Below are 19040 nucleotides of genomic sequence, written 5' to 3'. Positions count from 1 at the left end.
TTAACACTATTAAAATAAAATTCTAAAAAGATGAAATGACATATATTGTGAACTTTTTTTCCTTTCCATAAAAGTATTACACATTTTGAGAATAAACAAGAAAAAAATTAATTTATACATCAAATATTAAATAAACTCTTACATATTTCAGTAAATACCTGTAAAAGAATACTGTATATTTTTAAAAAACACTCATAAACCTTACAAAAATTACCTAAAACCCATTTGTCACAATATTCACATATTGTGAACATAATTTAAAAAAGTCGAAAATTGCGAAAACATAACAAAATGAGATATTATTACATTTTTAAGAAAAATAATTCCACACACCCGAAACGAACTATTTTTATTATTTTAGCCCTATGATTAAAGTATCTATTATCGGTTCGGGTAATGTTGCCCAACATCTGATTGCTGCTTTTCTAAAAAGTGAAGCGGTAACACTACTTCAGGTGTTTGCACGGAATAGCCAATCGGTATCGCATTTGGTACCGGAAAATCGTATCACTTCCGATATCTCCGAGCTTAAAACGGCCGATCTTTATATAATTGCTGTATCCGACGATGCTATCCCGGAAGTTTCCAAACAACTAAATTTTACCAATAAATTAGTAGTCCATACTTCGGGTAGTTCGGGAATGGATGTTTTGGATCCAAAAAACAGAAAAGGAGTGTTCTATCCGCTGCAGACATTTTCAAAAGATAAGGCTGTCGATTTTACCGAAATTCCGTTATGTCTGGAAGCTGAAAACGAAACCGATTATACGCTTTTGGAAACCGTAGCCGCGGCACTTTCAGACAAAGTTTACCGAATTGATTCCGCGCAACGTCAAAGTTTGCATGTTGCTGCCGTATTTTCGTGTAATTTTGTCAACTATCTCTATCAAATCGGAGATGAAATTTGCCATGAAAATAACATCCCTTTCGAAATCCTTTTCCCGCTGATCCGGGAAACGGCCGATAAAATCAAAAAACTGCCGCCAAAAGCAGCACAAACCGGCCCGGCCATCCGCAGGGATCAGAAAACAATCGAAAGGCATTTAAACTTTTTACAAAATAATCCCGAACGAATTAAATTATATCAACTACTAACAGAATCCATACAAAAAAATAATGTCTAAGAGTTACAAAGAATTAATGAACGACATCACTACTTTTATTTTTGATGTCGATGGTGTTTTAACCGATGGTACCATACACGTAACCCAAACCGGAGAAATGCTCCGTCATATGAATATCCGCGACGGCTATGCGATGAAAGCTGCCGTTGAAAACGGCTATACCGTTTGTATTATTTCCGGCGGAAGCAACGAAGGGGTACGTATTCGCCTTCGCAATCTGGGAATAACCGATATCTATCTGGGCGTTCCGGATAAAGTGGAAACCTTTGATGAGTTTACCGATATCTATAACATCAATCCTGAAAATGTCCTGTATATGGGCGACGATATTCCGGATTTCCATGTGATGAAATTAGTTGGATTACCAACATGTCCGCAGGATGCCGCACCGGAAATCAAAGAAATCTGTCGTTATATTTCGCATAAAAACGGAGGAAAAGGTGCCGTTCGCGATGTAATCGAACAGGTCATGAAAGTTCAGGGAAAATGGATGGAACATTTTGATGCGAAATACGACTAAAATTTAAGTTCCCCTATATGATGCACTTTTTAAAGTTAATCCGCTATCAAAACCTGCTAATGATCGCGCTGATGCAGTTGTTGTTTCATTATGCCTTTTTAAAACAACAACCCGGACTGGTATTGGCCTTATCCGATTTTCAATATATCCTGCTGGTAATTGCGACATTATGCATCGCGGCCGGAGGTTTTGTGATCAACAATATTATGGATCAGGACACGGATCGTATTTCCAAACCCGAAAATCTGGTGGTTGGGAAATTTATCTCCGAAGGCATGGCCTATAATATCTATATCGGTTGCAATATTGTAGGTGTTGCAATCGGATTTTACCTGTCGAATCTGATTGGAAAAGCCGGTTTTTCAGCCTTATTTATCGTAATCGCAGCAACGTTATATTTATACGCTACCAGTTTAAAACAAAGCCTGCTTATCGGAAATCTTATCGTAGCACTATTACTTTCGGTTAGCGTTATTATCGTTGGAATATTCGATTTATTCCCGATAATCAACGACTCAAACCAAGCACAGTTAAGTATTTTATTCCGAATTCTTTTGGATTATGCCGTATTTGCATTTATGATCAACTTTATACGGGAAATCGTTAAGGATATCGAAGATATGGATGGCGATTATAATGCCGGAATGAATACCTTACCCATTGCCATCGGAAAAGCGCGTGCTGCCAAAGTAGCCTTTGCATTGGCCTTTATTCCAATTGCGAGTTTGCTCTATTATATCAATCAGAATCTAATGGGCTTACAATTTGTTTTGCTTTACCTGTTGGCTTTTGTAATAGGCCCACTACTCTATTTTCTGATCAAAATATGGAGCGCCAAAACAAAAATCGAATTCCGCCATCTGAGTATGGTTTTAAAACTGATTTTAGTATTCGGAATTCTTTCCATACTTGTGATCACACTAAACATGCATTATCATGGTTAATACACTTTTTAAAAACCACACTATTATCCTGGCGTCCGGCTCTCCCCGACGCCAGAATTTCTTTAAAGAATTGGATCTGGATTTTGAAATCCGTTTAAAAGAGGTCGAAGAGGTCTATCCGGACACCTTAAAAGCCGAAGAAATTACCGACTATCTGGCCGAGTTAAAAGCAAATGCCTTTACCGGCGAACTGGCCGATAACGATATTCTGGTAACCAGCGATACTATTGTATGGCACGAAGGCAAAGCCTTAGGAAAGCCCAAAGATTATAACGATGCCTTTGAAACACTACAGTCACTTTCCGGAAAAACCCATGAGGTGATCACGTCTGTTTGTCTTACAAGTACGACAAAACGGGTAACCTTCCATGAGTTTACTAAGGTCACTTTTAATCCGTTGCCGGACGATTATATCCGCTATTATCTGGATCATTATTCGCCTTTTGACAAAGCGGGTTCCTACGGCATACAGGAATGGATCGGACTCGTGGCTATTGCCCGTATCGAAGGTTCGTATAACAATGTTGTAGGGCTTCCTGTAGATAAAGTCTTTCAACATTTGCTTATCTTTGTAGCTTAAAGCCTTTCGATTATGATAAGTAATGAGTACACCGCCCAGATCATCAGTTCTATAATTGCGTTACTGTTTTTTGCTATTGTCCGCTATCTGGCGACCAAGATCGTAAAGCGTTTCACACTGCTTTCGCATACTATGGAACGCCGCAGTAATTTGGTGATCAAATATATCAGTATCCTGATCGGAGCTTTGAGTGTGCTTTCGCTTACCGTAATCTGGGGTGTTAAAGCCGACGATATCCTTCTGGTTATTTCGTCTATGTTTGCCGTGATCGGCGTAGCTATGTTTGCACAATGGTCGATCCTGAGTAACGTCACGGCTGGAATTATCCTGTTTTTTTCGTTTCCGTTTAAAATCGGCGATATTATTAAAATCCATGATAAAGATTTTCCAATCGAAGCCGAAATCGAAGACATTACCACTTTCCATGCGTTGTTAAAAACAAAAGACGGCGAACGCATTACCTATCCGAACAATCTTTTACTGCAAAAGGCTATTTCGATTATCACCCATCAATCCGAAGAAAAAGAGTTTATGGATTAATTTTTAATAAATTATAAATCATTAAAAATCAATTGATTATAATTTATTTTATTTTTTTATCGGCTTCAAAACACCCTGAATTATTTTTTGGCACAATACTTGGTTTTAGTTAAACAACCCAAATAAATTGTTTAATTAAAAACTCGATTATCATGAAAGCTATACAAATATTGGTGTTGGGAATGTTGCTGTCCATGTCAAGTATGAACGCACAGGTTTCCGTAAATATAAACATTGGAAATCCTCCCGCCTGGGGTCCTGTAGGATATACGGATATCCGCTATTATTATCTGCCGGATATTGAAATGTATTACGATATAAACACAGCGATGTTTATCTATTTCAGCAACGGCGGATGGGTGCGCACCGCTTATTTACCAAGACGTTACAGACACTATGATCTGTATGGCGCTTATAAAGTATGCTTACATGATTACGGACCAAACCCTTATATCTATTACAAATCACACAAGATAAAATACTATAGAGGCTATCACGGTCCCGCTCAGGTAACGTATCAACCAAGACCCCGAGGTGGTGTTGAATACCGTGACGTACGAGTAGTACAACCGGTTGTACGCGATAACGATCATCGTGAACGAAGAGAAGAACGTCGCTATAACGATTACCGAATGGATTACCGAACTGCCGATAACAACCAGGGTAATGGTAAAAGTTTTGAAAGATCCGAAAACCGTAACAATGGCAGAAGCTACGAAAGAAGCAATGATCACGGAAACGGAAGAGGTAACGACCATGGCGGTGGACGTGGCGGTGAAAACGGAAATGGCAGAGGCGGCCGACGCTAATTAATCTTATAAATTCAAAGGCAAAGACAATTTTAACGTCTTTGCCTTTATTTTTAACAGTTAGGTACACTATATTTGGAAAGCCAACCTTAAAATTGATCATGACAAAAAAACTACCCTATTATTGTATACTATTACTACTATTATTTCAACATTCTTTTGCCCAACAACCTAAAAAACCAACCGCATCTGAAATTTACAACCAGATTGAAAAATTAAACTTTTTAGGTTCGGCGCTCTATATCGCGGCGCACCCGGACGATGAAAATACCCGGTTGATTTCGTTTCTTGCTAATAATACCAAAGCCCGTACGGGCTATCTTTCGTTAACCCGCGGCGATGGCGGTCAGAATTTAATCGGAACCGAACTTCGCGAACTTCTCGGTGTTATCCGTACACAGGAACTAATCGAAGCTCGAAAAACCGATGGCGGCGAACAGTTTTTTTCCCGTGCCAACGATTTTGGTTATTCGAAAGTACCAACCGAAACCCTTGAAATCTGGGACAAAGAAAAAGTAATGAGCGATATGGCCTGGATTATCCGAAACTTCCAACCGGATATCATCATCAATCGTTTTGATCATCGCTCACCGGGAACCACACACGGACATCATACATCGTCGGCCATGCTTTCGCAGGAATTGTTTACACTGGCCAACGATCCGAATTTCGAACCGTCGCAATTGCAGTTTGTAAAACCATGGCAACCGAAACGTTTATTTTTTAACGTTTCCTGGTGGTTTTTTGGCGGAAGAGATAAATTTGAAAAAGCCGATAAATCCAAATATATCAACCTGAGAACCGGTGTTTACTTCCCTTCTCTTGGAAAATCGAATCAGGAAATCGCTGCGTTAAGTCGTAGCAAACACCAATCGCAGGGATTTGGTTCCACCGGAGTACGCGGTGAGGATATGGAATACCTGGAACTGATTAAAGGTGACGGCATAACCGATCAGCAAAATCTTTTTGAAGGTATCGATACCTCCTGGAAACGGGTTAAAGGCGGTGCGCCAATTGGCGAAACGATCGATTTTATCCTAAAATGTTTTGATTTTAAAAATCCTTCCGCTTCGGTTTTTGATCTGACAAAAGTATACCGCCAAATCGAACAACTGGACGACAGTCACTGGAAAAAAATAAAACTGGAAGAAGTTAAAAATATCATTGCCAACTGTGCCGGATTGTATCTTGAAGCCGTTGCCGAAGAACAATCGGTTACACCCGGAAGCAATCTCAAAGTAAAATGGGAAGCCATTAACCGCAGTCCGGTCGAAATGAAATTACTGGCGTTACAGCTTATTCCTCAAAATGAAACACTGGAACAGAGTTATCCGTTAAAAAACAATCTTTTCGAAAGTGAAACCATTACGGTAAAAGTACCGAAAGACGTTCCGTATACGTCGCCTTACTGGTTAAGCGAAAAAGGAACTACCGGAATGTATACCGTAAATGATCAGCAAAAAATTGGGTATCCGGACATTATCCGAAACCTAAAAGTAACCTTTTCTATTTTGGTCGAAGGCGTGCAAATCCCTTTTACCCGTGAGATCATCTATAAATACAACGACCCGGTAAAAGGAGAAGTCTACCGACCGTTGGATGTAGTACCGCAGGTAACGACCGAAATTCTGAATAAAGTACAGTTATTTAAAGACAAGAAAAAACAATCGGTTGCGATAAAGGTAAAAGCCGGCAAAGACGATTGCAGCGGAACGATACAGTTGGAATTACCTACCGGTTGGGTAGTGACTCCGGAATATATGCCGTTCCAGCTTCATAAAAAAGGAAGTGAAAAAACCGTGACTTTTGAAGTAACGCCTCCTAATTATGCTACGGAAGCGACCGCTAAAGCCATTGCGACGATAGAAGGAGAACGTTTTGATCATCAACAAATCATTATCGATTATCCACATATTGCCCTACAACAGGTATTACTTCCGGCCGAAGCGAAATTTACCCGTGCCGATGTGGAAACCAAAGGAAAAAACATCGCTTATATTATGGGTGCCGGCGATCAGGTGCCACAAAGTTTACAACAAATGGGTTATACCGTGACGTTGTTAAAACCGGAAAAAATCACCAGTAGTCAGTTGGAAAAATTTGATGCCGTGGTAGTAGGGATCCGTGCCTATAATGTTGTGGAAACCTTACAGTTTAAACAACCGCTTTTATTTGAATATGTGCAGAATGGCGGTACCATGATCGTACAATACAATACCACCGGTAATTTGATCACTCAGGATATTGCACCGTATTCGCTGGAAATATCATCCGACCGGGTTACGGAAGAAAACGCAGCCGTTACCTTCCTGGATCCAAAAAATAAAGTGTTGAATTATCCGAATACCATTACGCAAAACGATTTTAAAGGTTGGGTACAGGAACAGGGCTTATATTATCCGGACAAATGGAGTAACGAATTTACGCCTATCCTACAATCCAACGACAAAGGCGAAACGCCTAAAAAGGGTGCCTTATTGGTTGCCAAATACGGTAAAGGCCATTATATCTATACCGGATTGAGCTTTTTCCGCGAGTTACCCGAAGGTGTTTCCGGAGCGTTCCGCTTGATGGCCAATTTAATTGCCGTAGGAAAATAGTCGTTTTAAATCGTTACTAATCAAAAACTAAAACCACTTTTTTGTATTTTCGAAAGTGGTTTCATCAACCGGATTGCCGGTTATAAAAACAGCATCACATGATAGACAAACCTACTTCCTGGAGAAAAAGCTATACGCTGGTATTGATCCTAAATGCTTTCTATATACTATTGTTTTATTTTTTAATGCAAATGTACACCTAAGCCATGCAGAGTATTGACTGGATCGTATTATCGGTAACCTTATTATTTATTGTAATCTATGGTTCCTTAAAAACCAAAGGGAGCAAAAACGTCGAAGAATTTATTCTCGGCAATAACGAAACACCCTGGTGGACCGTAGGTTTGTCGGTTATGGCTACACAAGCCAGCGCCATCACGTTCCTATCCACACCAGGTCAGGCGTATCACGACGGAATGGGATTCGTCCAGTTTTATTTCGGACTTCCTATCGCCATGGTGGTGATTTGTATCACCTTTATTCCAATCTACCATCGTTTAAAAGTGTTTACGGCCTACGAATTTCTGGAACAGCGGTTTGATGTTAAAACCCGTTCACTGGCGGCTTTATTATTCCTTTTTCAAAGAGGATTGGGAACCGGACTTACCATTTATGCGCCAGCGATTATCCTTTCGTCACTATTGGGCTGGAATCTGACGCTGATGAATATCATCATCGGATTACTGATCATTATTTATACCTTTTCCGGTGGTACCAAAGCCGTGAATGTGACACAAAAGCAACAGATGTTTGTGATCATGAGCGGAATGTTTATTACGTTTTTCCTGATTTTAAGCTACCTGCCGGATGAGCTTAGCTTTAGTAATGCCTTAGGTATTGCCGGTGCCAATGGTAAAATGAATATCGTGGATTTTTCGTTTGATCCGGAAACCCGTTATACGTTTTGGAGTGGTATTACCGGTGGTTTTTTCCTGGCGCTCTCCTATTTTGGAACCGATCAGTCGCAGGTGGGCCGTTATTTAACCGGGAAATCGATCAAAGAAAGTCAGATGGGACTTATTATGAACGGTCTTCTAAAAGTACCGATGCAGTTTTTTATATTACTGATCGGTGTTATGGTTTTTGTATTCTTCCAGTTTCATTCGGCTCCTTTGCATTTTAATCCGAACAATATCAAAACGGTCAATCATTCGCCGTATAAAGCGGAGTACCAAAAACTGGAAAAACAACTGGATCAGGTTCAGGAGGAAAAAAAGGAAATTAGTCTTTTATATGTCGGTCAGTTGCAACAGGATTTTGACAATCCTATTTTACAGCAAAAAATGGTTTCGCTATCCAGTAAAGAAAAAGACCTGCGCGAAGAGGCTAAAGATCTGATCACAAAAGCCGATCCAAAAACGGAGACCAACGATAAGGATTATGTTTTTATTCACTTTATTCTGAATTACCTTCCTAAGGGGTTAATCGGACTTTTACTGGCTGTAATCCTTTCGGCGGCGATGTCTTCGTCGGCATCCGGACTCAATGCTTTGGCATCGACCACCACTATCGATATTTACAAACGAAATCTGAAAACCGAAAAAGATGAAAAGCATTTTGTAAATGCTACGCAGTTTTTTATCCTTTTATGGGGATTGATTGCTATTCTTTTTGCCTGTGTGGGAACCTTGTTCGAAAACCTGATTCAATTGGTGAATATTGTCGGTTCGATTTTCTACGGAACCGTACTGGGTATTTTCCTGATCGCTTTTTATATCAAATATATTAAAGCCAAGGCGGTTTTTTGGGGCGCCTCTTTTAGTCAGTTACTCATTTTTTATATCTATTATCTGGATGTGGTGAGTTTCTTATGGCTCAATATCATCGGAGCGGTCTTAACCATTGTATTCGCTTCGCTGATCGAAACCTATTTACGTATGACACAAAAAGAAACCGTATAATCCTTTTATGGAATACGAAAAAGCCGCTCCAGTTGGGAGCGGCTTTTTTATTTGTGTTTGCAGTATAGTAACGGATTCCAATTACGAACACTGGAAAACCTGCGAGATCAGTTGGTGCTTTTCCGAATAAAACAGATACAGTGTACCGAACATATTACTATGATCCAACTGTGCTACAAATTCCATTTTTTTTCCATCAGGGTCACGTGGTGTTTCATTGCTCTGTACCCAATCCGGTTTGCCAAGTCGTAGCTTTCCTTCGGTCTTGTTTTCCTTAATTTTCACCACATGTGAAACACGATCCATACCGGTTTTGGTTTTGGTATAGGTAAAATTAATGAGCATAGGGATCGTATAGCCAGTCATAATCCTGTCGGAAATTCGTTGCTGCTCAAAATCATCACACCATAAATAACTTTGGGTCCTAATCATCATGATAACCTGTGGCAAGGTATAATGCCCTGAAAGCGTAAAATGACTGGTACCAAACCTGTTTTCATTGGTTATCTGTATTTCATGTCCCAGATGTTCAATAGTATGTTTGTCTCCCCATTGTCCCATGATGACTTTCGTAGCACTCTTTTCCATGTAATTTAAAGACCACTGGTCGTTTTTTTCAGGACAACTAAAGGTATACTCAATGGTATCGGGCAACTCGTCTTTCCAATTGACTTTGACAGGTATCTCTCTCTGATTTTCGATTTCACAAGTATTTTTAAGAAACCTCGAATTCAGATCGTAGAAATTATTAAAGGCATGAAGGTGTATGAGTTCTCCCTGAGCGGCAAGACGATTTTCTTTTTCCTTACCAATAATATACCGTCCTCCGATGGTAACATTCCAGTCGGTTTCACTTTCCTTAAATACTGCCGAGAATGGTATTACTGTGTAACGATCTCCCAGTTCCGGATCCACTACCGGAAGATGGTGTGGCGCCAATTCCTTGGATGCTGTAAATCCTTTACGCGTCTTTTTATATACCATTTTTTCGACCATCCTGATATCACGCGCCGGTTGTTGCGTGGTAGTCTTGTCTAAAAAACCATCAGAATCATAATCGTAGGTGTATACTTCCAAGTCGAGCCATTCTCCGTTACCCAGGAAATGTTGTATGGTCTTGGTAACTGGCATCGGCACGCCGTTAATCGTTTCGTAATGATAGACTAAACGTCTGTTAGGGCTATATGAAAGTGATCCGGAGTATTGCAACAAACCGTCGTTACTATAGTGGTCTACCTTCTGATAATCCAACTCTTCGACCTTATCGGCCGTGGTTTGCAGGTACTCGCGCTTTACATCCGATGCACTATATTCTTCCAGTTTTCGTAGCTTAAGCGGGGCAAGCAACTGGTATTTGCCCTCCTCCAGTTTGAAGTCGATACGATCCACATCTACATTCTGGAGCATAAAGGTAAAGGGCAGTCCTTCCCATTTTTCGTTCACTACTCCACCGTCCAGTTTTACTATGGGCATTAATTTTTTTTTGAATTCCTTAGCCTCGATAAGACAGTCTTGAAGCTTAGGAAAACCTTCTATTTTCGATTTCTTTTTGGAATGAGAAAGGTTAAGTTTTTTTTTCATTTATGTATCCTTATTCTATGATTAGCCTTACACGTGTAACGCCTTCTTCGTCGTTATATTCCTGATTATATACTCTTTTACCGATGATAGCCGCAGTCGCCGCTTTAATGTCTTCCAATTCGCCGCTCAATTCGATTGTGACGTTACGGGAAGTGGCAAAGACTTCTTCATCTTCAAAATCAGAAATGTATAAATAAAATTTATCCAATATATCTTCCAACGGATATTGCGAGTCCTCCCCTTCTTCCAGCTCGTAGCTTAATCCGAAAAGATGCTCTTCGTCCGGTCCCTGGTAAATATTGTCAGCTACCTTACTATAGTTGGCCGCATCGTTGAATTTATCAAAATGGGCGAATTGTATGTTTTTCATATTGATTTACCGTTTTATTTTATTCTTCCGAAAACATCCAATTACCGATAGTCTCATAATGCGTTTCGTCCATATTTTGTGAGGAATAGGCCGCGGTACTAAACGTGTCACCTGCTTTAAAGTGTTGCAGGTGTTCCGGTTTTAAAACCTTTATCGCTACTACGCCACCCGGATGGTCGGATTCCACATTTGTAAAATCGAGCGTATCGTCGCTATTCACGGAAATTGCATTACTCCAGCGGTCGTAATCCCAATCGTCAAAAGGAAAATTGTTAAGGCTTACCAGTTTGATATTGGCTATAAAATCAATACTATGGTTAACGATCCAACGTTCGTCAAGGTAATTGTCGACACTTATCTCTTCTGCCAGCGAACAGTTCGCCACCTGATTATAGTCGTCGTCATACTTATATACGTTATCGGGACTGCACAACAACCGCAACGCAAATTCTTCGTCGGCAAAACAGCCAAAACTATCATCTGCTAAAAAAACGGCTACGGTTAACGTGTCTTCTTCTACTGATTGTACTCTTATGTGATAATTGGCACTCATACTTTTTTTATTAAAAATGCTGTCCATTTAAGTAGACAGCATTTTGGTTATCTTATTAGTAAACTTAAACGCTCTTTTAAGGATTCCGGTAGTCCTTCCCTATGGTCATCCTGAGCATATTCATGCCCTGTTTTCTTATAACCCAAAGCAATTACCGAATCGATATTGGTATACTCATTGTTTTGAAGTAGTGCTACAAGATCATTGTAATCCTGGTTTTTAACCATTTTTTTCAGTTTCGGATATACCGTTTTCTTGTCTGAAAAACGCAATTTTTTGGAACGGCATACCACCGAGAAAAACGTAGAAAGCGCATACTCCATATAAATAACAAAGTCGCACTCGTGTGGCGTGTCATAGGAAGCACTGTGGTCATCGCCAAAGGCAATTGTAGGATTACCGTTTTCAAGTATCATACAGGCGTCATGGTAATAATTATACCCGTCTATATAATGCAATAATCCCCCATCGCTTTGTGCAGACTCACCCAGATCGGTTTCCTGTGGCTCGCCATACAAATAAAAACCTTGTTGGGTTGCCAAACTTTCAGCCGAAAGGATCGAGATCCAACCTTCTTTATAATCGTCGTCGTCTTTGGCTATAGGAATTTCTCCGTCGGAATCTTCTTCGATTTCGGCTTCCGGGAAAATAACCGAATGCCATGAAATATGAAGACCATTACTGCGTTTGTAAAATTCCCGTATAAACGGATTAAACGTAAAGGGTTCATCCGGTGCCATAGCGTCATAATCTTCGCTGTTTTCCAACTGCCTTTCATAGACTTGTGCTTCGGCATCGGCCAATTCATCCTCCGTAGCTCCGGGATATTTAATAACGTTAACCTGACTTACCAGGTCGTGATTGCGCAATTCTTCAATGGCTTTGTCCAGTCGGCTAAAATAGCTTTCTGCCCATTCCTGTGCTTTTTTATTCATTTTTTTGTTGGGTCGCTTTTTTCTGCGTACAATTTTTTTAATTAAATACTAAGTAATAGCTAATTCCGTGTCTTTCGCCAAAATGTAGAGCCAATACTTAGTATTTAAAGAAAAAGAATACAACCGCAGCCCATTCTTTTTTCACACCTTTTGCATAGCCTAAAGTACCGTGACTACTGCCTTCTACCGTACCATCATCTTTAACGTAACCAATAGTACCGTGGCTACTATTCTCAACCGTTCCATCTTTTTTTACATAACCTACCGTACCGTGGCTTTTGTTTTCGATCGTTCCATCGCTTTTAATATAACCTATAGTACCATGACTTTTGTTTTCGATCGTTCCGTCATTTTTTATATAACCTATAGTGCCACCGCTGCTGTTTTCAATTGTTCCGTTACTACTAATCTTTCCTATCGTACCGCCACTTCTTGATTCGATAGTTTGCGCTTGTGCAATAGTCCCGCATAATGCTAAAGCGGCTACAAATAATAATTTTTTCATAATGATACTGTTTAAATTTTGTTGGTTTATTAATAAAAACTTCCAAATATAAAATAAAAAATAATCACAGTGTCGAGAAATTATCAAACGTAGCTTTTTAGAGTAAAAGCGTAGCCAAATTACAGTTATTCGTTTTTTTTTCGGGTAACTATTTGCTGCTATAAATGTCCTTTTCGTTCCTTAAAACGCATAATATCAAGATCAAGATTTTCTTCCAGATTATTTTTTAGATAATGGACCACAACTTCATTTTGAATCATAAAAAATATAACTAAAATCATTTAAAATCATATTTTTACAACACTAGTAATTAATAGCAATATACACCATGAAGATTATCGATTTATCCAAGCCTATTCAGTACAACAAAAATGATCCCTGGTTTATGAAAGTCCGGATCAAACACAAACCGCATCGAAAATCGAAACTACTGATTCGCTTTTTAGGCTTACCAAGTCGACTGTTTCCGCAGCATTTTTCGGGTTGGGCCGATGATACTATTAAATCGATGGGCGTACACGCTACAACCCATATTGATGCGCCCTGGCATTATGCACCAACCAGTGAAGGCAAACCGGCCAAAACAATTGATCAGATTCCTTTGGAATGGTGTTATGGAAAAGGCATCGTAATCGATATGAAACACAAAGCTGATTTTGATCCGATTACAACCGATGATATCCAATCGTTCCTTACACAACATCAACTTACGCTGGAACCCAAGATGATCGTGCTGATTAAAACCGGTCGGGATATTTATAACGGAACCGAAAAATTCCACGAAATCGGAACCGGGATGAGTGCCGAAGCCACACGTTGGCTTATCGATCAGGGGATTAAAGTTATGGGTATTGATCAATGGGGTTGGGATTTACCGCTACATCATCTGATCAAACAGGCAAAAAAAGAAAATAACCGCAACTTATTCTGGGAAGCGCATCTGGTTGGATACGAAAAAGAATATTGCCATATCGAACAGTTGATCAATCTGGATGCTTTACCCTATACCGGTTTTGACATTGCTGTTTTTCCGCTTAAAATTGTGGGTGGTTCTGCCGCACCGGCGCGCGTGGTGGCGCTTTTCAGGGATTAAAATTCAAAATCTAACAGGTCGAGGCTAATAAAAAAACCTGTCAGGTTTCAAAGACCTGACAGGTTAAAAAAAGGGTTGTCGCAAATGCAAACAACCCTTTTTTATTATCGTTTTAAACTAAAATGCCCTTTGACTTCCCTTCCGTCCGGCAAAACCAATACATACCAGTAATCGGTCGATGGTAATGGTTCCCGGTTGTAAATTCCGTCCCATCCGCCGGATGCTTTCATTTGGTATACCATTTTTCCGTATCGGTCGAAAATAGTTACGATGGCATCTTTATAAGGGCTGATCGTAGCTCCTTTAATACGCCATAGATCGTTATAGCCGTCACCATTTGGTGTAAAGAATTTCGGGATTCCCAATACGGCGATACGTTTTTTAACCGTTCCGCAACCGTGGAAATCTTTTACATATACCGTATGAACGCCCGCTTCTACATTTGCGAAAAAATTACTGTCCTGATACGGTCCTTCTTCGTTATCCAAAGCATATACATAATGATCACTACTTCCTGTAACATATACGGCTACTGTATTGGCATCGTTATCTGATAAATCGTTTACTTCTACAGCGGTAATCACTGCTACATCCGAAGCGATTACTGTAATCGTACGCGTAGCCGAACATCCGTATACTTTGTCGGTTACTTTTACGGTATAGGTTCCCGCTGTATTTACCGATAAAAGCGGTGTTGTTGCGCCGTTGGACCATAGGAAATCGTAACGGTTCGCATCGGCAATTCCGGCAGATAACAGTATAGACGTATGCGCACATAATATCGGAGCAAAATCATCGGCAACCGGTGGAAGTGGTCGTACGTTTAGTTTTATCTCGTGTAATCCGTTACAATCGTTATTCGTCTCAATACGGGCGTAAATAAACTGAGTGGTTGGAACGGTATTGGTAAAAGTGGTACTCAATTCGTTTTGTTCCAGTAAGGCATCCGTAAGTGTTGCATAATACGCCACGTCGGTTCCGGGTGCTTCCAGTCCGGTGTCTGTTAAGGTAAAAGCAGCATAAGCCGTATCCGAACAGGTATTTAATTCAAAACGCTGTGTTGGTGTTAAGGTTACCTGCAATTCCAGTGTTGTGATCGTAGAACAACCGGTTGTTGTATCCGTTACACGCACCGTTAGCATTTGCGGATTGGTTGTATTGGTAAAGCTAGCCGCTAACGGGTTGGTATTGCTGGCTTCATCAGTTGCATTGTTAAAGAATGTTGTCGTGAGGTTTGCATTACCATTGGTAAGCATCGCATTGGCTTCCGTCAGGTTAAAAGTCGTTAGTCCATCCGGGTTTAATCCGAAATCACATTGTACCAAAATAGCCGGGGTTGCTACCGGTAGCGCATTTACTTTTAGGTGTATGCTTGCCGTGGTATAACAATTCGGATTGTTTTTGTTTTCAATGCGGATAAAAATCTCCTGATCATTAGGAGTCGTATTCGTATAATTATCCGGTAACGGATTGGATTTGGTATCGGCTTGTGTCTGGTTTAAATGGAAACTGATGTTATAATCTACGGCATTTTGCGTACCTAATATACCAGCTACACGCGTTGACAAATTAAACGTTTGTATTCCAGTGGCCGTAGCATCGTCACATAGTACATAATTGGCTGCGCTTATAATCTGCGGTTTCGGTGTTACCGTCACATTAAAATTAGTCAACGCATAACAGGCCGCATTGTTCCGGTTTTGAACGCGCGCGTAAATTGTAAACGCCGCTGTTGTATTCTGGAAAGCCGCCGCATTGACCGCATTGGTATTGGAAGAAGCATCTGTTGCAGACGTAAAATAGCGCACTTCAAAAGTAGTGGTGTTTTGTCCGTTTAAGATCGCATTATCCTGTTGCTGCAAATCGATTGTCATTCGCCCGTCGCTATCGGTATCGCATAAATGCAAGTCCGTTGCCGGAAAAGCATTCGGTACTTCATGTATGATAACATTTTGTGTCGTGGAAGAACTTTCCCCGTTTACCGTAATGGTTAGCGTAACCTGATAATTTCCTACAGTAGCATATACATGTGTCGGCTCGGTTACATTGGACGTCGGAGATCCGTCTCCAAAATCCCAGGTTAAGGTACCAGCATTGGCCTGGTTTAAAAAAGAAGGCGGTAATGTAAATGTCGTCGTATCGCCCAAACAGGTATTCGCCACCTGAAAACTCGGATTAAACACCGATGTTATAAAAGGCGGTAATCCTAAGGTAGCCATACCATAGGCCAACGTAACACCATTGGGAACAAAATCACACTGAAAACCCGATTCTTCCGGATCATTAATAACACCTAAAGTAGCAGAACTAACATTCGAAAAGTATATTTTTTTATTGGGCCCCAATTGTAAGGCGCCCGTACTGCCAATACCACCGACTACTGTTCCGGAAGCCGGAATATTGCTTTGTTCCAAATCGAATTGCATCAGAACATTTCCACTATCGGTTCGCATAGTGGCATATAATTTTTTCGATTGTGCCGAAAACTCAACGCCATAAGGATTGACCATCGTTTTTAAAGCCTGTGGATTGGAAACCATACCGGTATTTCGATCGAAGTCATATAAATAAACGGATCCGTTGTTTTCTGTTCCTCCGGTAATCGTTCCGTTTTGGGAATGGGCAATGGCTAGTTTTTCGCCATTTGGTGAGGCTTTCAGATAACCAATTGCATTACGTCGGTAACCAGATGTACCAATAACAGGATCTAAAGTCGATACAACCGGAGTTTGCCCTACGCCAGTCGAAGTAATCCGGAAAGCATAAAAGCGATTTACAAAATGAGTAATCACCCAATAGCCACCGGAACCGTCTCTAACAGCTGTAATTTTTTCGGAACATTTGTATTTGATTTCCTCTCCGTTTGGATTCGGATCATACGTAATCAGGTGTGTGTTTCGGGTGGTTACATTACCAATACTTCCGTTGTTACCCACTACCGAAAGGTTTACAATGGAGTAATTAAAACCGTTATTAAAACCGTCGTCTTCATCCATTGTTACTGCTGTATTACGGTTCGGATAGGTCGCTGCATTTTCATGATGCGGTTCGTCTACCGTAAAGATATAATAGACATCCGGATTTCCTGGTTTTGGAATAATGATACCGGATTGGGTACTGGATGGATCTCCAAATAAACCCCGACCGGCAAAATAATCGCCATTGGGCATTTTAACATGATTGCGATCCCAAACCGTACGCCCGTCGGTATAAAATAATAAATCGCCACTGGCACTGGAAATTGAGCTGCAACCTTCCGTTGTAAAAATCTGTCCGTTGGGAAGTGAGGTTACATTTCCGTTAGCGTCAAAATGAAGTCCGGCACCGCTGCCAAAAAACCAGTTGTTCGCTTCTCCCTGCCCATAAATACTAATACTGGACAAAAACAGGAGAATAAAATATTTTTTGATCATATGTTAAGAAAAAAACAGACAAATATAGACAATTAAAAGTCAGCAAAAAGCTAAAGTCTTAAAAAAGAGCGAACAAAAAATGGCGAATCTAAAAAACCCATTCCGTATTAATTTATAAAAAATACCGGGTTTTTCCCCTATTTTGGTATTAAGGGATCGGCTACATTTGCCTCTATATGTAAAACAATACTCAAATGAAGGCAAGATCACTATCCGTTATTTACTTTTTTATGGCGATTTACTCCTTTACACAGTTGTATTTCTATTTCGATGATCTGGATTTTACAACGGAGTTGTTCAAATCATTAATTATCCTGCTCACTGTGATCATTGCCATAGTCATGGTGGGTTCTTATATAAGTTTTTATATCAATAAAAAACGACGCTATATCAATCGCAAATAATTAAAGCGTCAAGGCTGTAATATTCCAATTGGCACCGGCCTGATATCCCAAATACCCTGCTGCCACTATCAGCGGGCAATCAAAATTATTCGTATAAAGACCACCTGTCCCCAGTCCCTGGGGCATTTTATTTTGTAGCGTATACGTCCATTGTGCAATGGCATTTAATCCGATATTACTTTCCAAAGCCGAAGTAATCCACCAGCCGATGTTCTCTTTTTCGGCCAGGTCAATCCATTCCTGTGTACCGCGGAAGCCACCAACCAGGCTGGGTTTTAAAATAATGTATTGCGGGCGGATGGTTTGCAGCAACCTTTCCTTTTCGGTTTTTGTAAAAACACCGATTAGTTCTTCATCCAGAGCAATCGGAAACGGTGTTTCGCTACATAATTGTGCCATGGCATCTATATTTCCTTGTCGGATGGGTTGTTCGATACTATGCAGACTAAATTCCGAAAGCTTTTCAAGTTTTTCCAAAGCGTCTTCTTTTTTAAAAGCACCATTGGCATCGACGCGGATTTCAATGGTTCCCGGGTCAAAATTACTGCGGATAAAAGCCAACAAGTCGATTTCTGTCTGAAAGTCGATGGCTCCGATTTTGAGTTTGATACATCGGAATCCCTGTTCCAGTTTTTCTTCGATTTGCTGTTTCATAAAGGCTTCGTCGCCCATCCATACCAAACCGTTAATCGGAATGTTTTGTTCCGAACGGGTAAAATCAGACGGAAACAATACAAACGGATCGGCAGCTTCCAGCGATCGGAAAGCCATTTCCAGTCCGAATTGAATGGATGGAAATTCCTGTAGGCGTTCCCATAAAACCGCTTCGCCCAAATGAATGTTTTCGCAGGTCCAACGTAGTTTTTCTTCATAATCCGGCCGGTCGTCGATACTCAGACTTCTTAAAATACCGCACTCGCCTATTCCGGTTTTTCCGTCTTTTTTAAGGATGATAAACCAGGTTTCTTTTTCGGTTAATACGCCTCTGGAAGTCCCGGAAGGTCTTTTAAACTGTAAAGTGTATTTTTGGTAGGCAGCGTTTATTGTGGAATCGGACATAACCGGATGGTTTTAAATTAAAATAAGATTTACAGTCGGCAATTGGTTTCCTTCCATAAATCTTATTGTATAGTTTTCTTTTCTCTCTATTCTTTCGTCTTTCTTCTTT

General features: G+C 40.3%; 17 protein-coding genes. 10 read left to right on the top strand and 7 right to left on the bottom strand.

Annotated features, from left to right (window positions below):
- The first annotated feature begins 365 nt into the window (after positions 1–365).
- The 8 genes from AAFN64_RS07760 (at position 366) to AAFN64_RS07725 (ending at position 9018) form a co-directional block, all read left to right on the top strand.
- On the top strand, positions 366–1124 hold the full coding sequence (locus AAFN64_RS07760) for a Rossmann-like and DUF2520 domain-containing protein (protein WP_347760014.1): 759 nt from the start codon (positions 366–368) through the stop codon (positions 1122–1124).
- Positions 1117–1644 carry an HAD-IIIA family hydrolase gene (locus AAFN64_RS07755; RefSeq protein WP_347760013.1) on the top strand — a complete coding sequence of 176 codons (528 nt, stop codon included), beginning with the start codon at positions 1117–1119 and terminating at the stop codon, positions 1642–1644. The genes AAFN64_RS07760 and AAFN64_RS07755 overlap by 8 nt, the downstream gene beginning before the upstream one ends.
- A 17-nt stretch (positions 1645–1661) precedes the next feature.
- Positions 1662–2588 carry a geranylgeranylglycerol-phosphate geranylgeranyltransferase gene (locus tag AAFN64_RS07750; RefSeq protein WP_347760012.1) on the top strand — a complete coding sequence of 309 codons (927 nt, stop codon included), beginning with the start codon at positions 1662–1664 and terminating at the stop codon, positions 2586–2588.
- Complete coding sequence (locus AAFN64_RS07745; RefSeq protein ID WP_347760011.1) at positions 2581–3168, top strand: Maf-like protein; 588 nt, start codon at positions 2581–2583, stop codon at positions 3166–3168. The genes AAFN64_RS07750 and AAFN64_RS07745 overlap by 8 nt, the downstream gene beginning before the upstream one ends.
- 12 nt (positions 3169–3180) lie before the next feature.
- A complete protein-coding gene (locus AAFN64_RS07740; protein WP_136401749.1) occupies positions 3181–3708 on the top strand; it encodes a mechanosensitive ion channel domain-containing protein in 528 nt (175 codons plus the stop codon).
- Positions 3709–3860: 152 nt separating this feature from the next.
- Positions 3861–4517, top strand: coding sequence for a hypothetical protein (locus AAFN64_RS07735; RefSeq protein ID WP_300486332.1), 657 nt, complete (start codon positions 3861–3863; stop codon positions 4515–4517).
- Positions 4518–4618: 101 nt separating this feature from the next.
- Complete coding sequence (locus AAFN64_RS07730) at positions 4619–7117, top strand: PIG-L family deacetylase (protein ID WP_347760010.1); 2499 nt, start codon at positions 4619–4621, stop codon at positions 7115–7117.
- 206 nt (positions 7118–7323) lie between these two features.
- Positions 7324–9018 (top strand): sodium:solute symporter, encoded by a 1695-nt coding sequence (locus AAFN64_RS07725; protein WP_300486334.1) that lies wholly within the window; start codon positions 7324–7326, stop codon positions 9016–9018.
- Positions 9019–9099: 81 nt separating this feature from the next.
- Here AAFN64_RS07725 and AAFN64_RS07720 read toward each other — a convergent pair whose 3' ends face one another.
- The 5 genes from AAFN64_RS07720 to AAFN64_RS07700 all read right to left on the bottom strand — a co-directional run bounded on the left by AAFN64_RS07720 (position 9100) and on the right by AAFN64_RS07700 (position 12962).
- Positions 9100–10599 (bottom strand): hypothetical protein, encoded by a 1500-nt coding sequence (locus tag AAFN64_RS07720; protein ID WP_347760009.1) that lies wholly within the window; start codon positions 10597–10599, stop codon positions 9100–9102.
- A 10-nt stretch (positions 10600–10609) separates the two neighbouring features.
- Entirely contained in the window at positions 10610–10969 is a 360-nt protein-coding gene (locus tag AAFN64_RS07715; protein ID WP_347760008.1) for a hypothetical protein, read from the bottom strand.
- A 19-nt stretch (positions 10970–10988) separates the two neighbouring features.
- Positions 10989–11522, bottom strand: coding sequence for a hypothetical protein (locus AAFN64_RS07710; RefSeq protein ID WP_347760007.1), 534 nt, complete (start codon positions 11520–11522; stop codon positions 10989–10991).
- 47 nt (positions 11523–11569) lie between these two features.
- Positions 11570–12457, bottom strand: coding sequence for a hypothetical protein (locus AAFN64_RS07705; protein WP_347760006.1), 888 nt, complete (start codon positions 12455–12457; stop codon positions 11570–11572).
- Between the two features lie 97 nt (positions 12458–12554).
- On the bottom strand, positions 12555–12962 hold the full coding sequence (locus tag AAFN64_RS07700) for a 5-fold beta-flower protein (RefSeq protein ID WP_347760005.1): 408 nt from the start codon (positions 12960–12962) through the stop codon (positions 12555–12557).
- A 328-nt stretch (positions 12963–13290) separates the two neighbouring features.
- Between AAFN64_RS07700 and AAFN64_RS07695 the strand changes: the two genes are divergently transcribed.
- Positions 13291–14055 carry a cyclase family protein gene (locus AAFN64_RS07695; protein WP_347760004.1) on the top strand — a complete coding sequence of 255 codons (765 nt, stop codon included), beginning with the start codon at positions 13291–13293 and terminating at the stop codon, positions 14053–14055.
- 104 nt (positions 14056–14159) lie between these two features.
- On the opposite strand, the gene AAFN64_RS07690 is transcribed toward AAFN64_RS07695, so the two are convergent.
- The gene (locus AAFN64_RS07690) at positions 14160–17468 is read right to left on the bottom strand and encodes a T9SS type B sorting domain-containing protein (protein ID WP_347760003.1); all 3309 of its coding nucleotides are present in this window, start codon (positions 17466–17468) and stop codon (positions 14160–14162) included.
- Positions 17469–17662: 194 nt separating this feature from the next.
- On the opposite strand from AAFN64_RS07690, the gene AAFN64_RS07685 reads away from it, so the two are divergent.
- Positions 17663–17872 carry a hypothetical protein gene (locus tag AAFN64_RS07685; protein WP_300486346.1) on the top strand — a complete coding sequence of 70 codons (210 nt, stop codon included), beginning with the start codon at positions 17663–17665 and terminating at the stop codon, positions 17870–17872.
- On the opposite strand, the gene AAFN64_RS07680 is transcribed toward AAFN64_RS07685, so the two are convergent.
- On the bottom strand, positions 17873–18916 hold the full coding sequence (locus AAFN64_RS07680) for an o-succinylbenzoate synthase (protein WP_347760168.1): 1044 nt from the start codon (positions 18914–18916) through the stop codon (positions 17873–17875).
- Between the last annotated feature and the right edge of the window lie 124 nt (positions 18917–19040).

The sequence above is a fragment of the Flavobacterium sp. CAU 1735 genome (assembly GCF_039888695.1).
Lineage (GTDB): Bacteria > Bacteroidota > Bacteroidia > Flavobacteriales > Flavobacteriaceae > Flavobacterium.
The sequence above is the reverse complement of the archived record's forward strand: the minus strand, read 5'-3'. Positions and strand labels throughout refer to the sequence as shown.

Excerpts from the sequence above, each read along its gene's own strand:
- AAFN64_RS07760 (WP_347760014.1), top strand. The coding sequence starts at position 366 with ATGATTAAAGTATCTATTATCGGTTCGGGTAATGTTGCCCAACATCTG.
- AAFN64_RS07755 (WP_347760013.1), top strand. The coding sequence starts at position 1,117 with ATGTCTAAGAGTTACAAAGAATTAATGAACGACATCACTACTTTTATT.
- AAFN64_RS07750 (WP_347760012.1), top strand. The coding sequence starts at position 1,662 with ATGATGCACTTTTTAAAGTTAATCCGCTATCAAAACCTGCTAATGATC.
- AAFN64_RS07745 (WP_347760011.1), top strand. The coding sequence starts at position 2,581 with ATGGTTAATACACTTTTTAAAAACCACACTATTATCCTGGCGTCCGGC.
- AAFN64_RS07740 (WP_136401749.1), top strand. The coding sequence starts at position 3,181 with ATGATAAGTAATGAGTACACCGCCCAGATCATCAGTTCTATAATTGCG.
- AAFN64_RS07735 (WP_300486332.1), top strand. The coding sequence starts at position 3,861 with ATGAAAGCTATACAAATATTGGTGTTGGGAATGTTGCTGTCCATGTCA.
- AAFN64_RS07730 (WP_347760010.1), top strand. The coding sequence starts at position 4,619 with ATGACAAAAAAACTACCCTATTATTGTATACTATTACTACTATTATTT.
- AAFN64_RS07725 (WP_300486334.1), top strand. The coding sequence starts at position 7,324 with ATGCAGAGTATTGACTGGATCGTATTATCGGTAACCTTATTATTTATT.
- AAFN64_RS07720 (WP_347760009.1), bottom strand. The coding sequence starts at position 10,599 with ATGAAAAAAAAACTTAACCTTTCTCATTCCAAAAAGAAATCGAAAATA.
- AAFN64_RS07715 (WP_347760008.1), bottom strand. The coding sequence starts at position 10,969 with ATGAAAAACATACAATTCGCCCATTTTGATAAATTCAACGATGCGGCC.
- AAFN64_RS07710 (WP_347760007.1), bottom strand. The coding sequence starts at position 11,522 with ATGAGTGCCAATTATCACATAAGAGTACAATCAGTAGAAGAAGACACG.
- AAFN64_RS07705 (WP_347760006.1), bottom strand. The coding sequence starts at position 12,457 with ATGAATAAAAAAGCACAGGAATGGGCAGAAAGCTATTTTAGCCGACTG.
- AAFN64_RS07700 (WP_347760005.1), bottom strand. The coding sequence starts at position 12,962 with ATGAAAAAATTATTATTTGTAGCCGCTTTAGCATTATGCGGGACTATT.
- AAFN64_RS07695 (WP_347760004.1), top strand. The coding sequence starts at position 13,291 with ATGAAGATTATCGATTTATCCAAGCCTATTCAGTACAACAAAAATGAT.
- AAFN64_RS07690 (WP_347760003.1), bottom strand. The coding sequence starts at position 17,468 with ATGATCAAAAAATATTTTATTCTCCTGTTTTTGTCCAGTATTAGTATT.
- AAFN64_RS07685 (WP_300486346.1), top strand. The coding sequence starts at position 17,663 with ATGAAGGCAAGATCACTATCCGTTATTTACTTTTTTATGGCGATTTAC.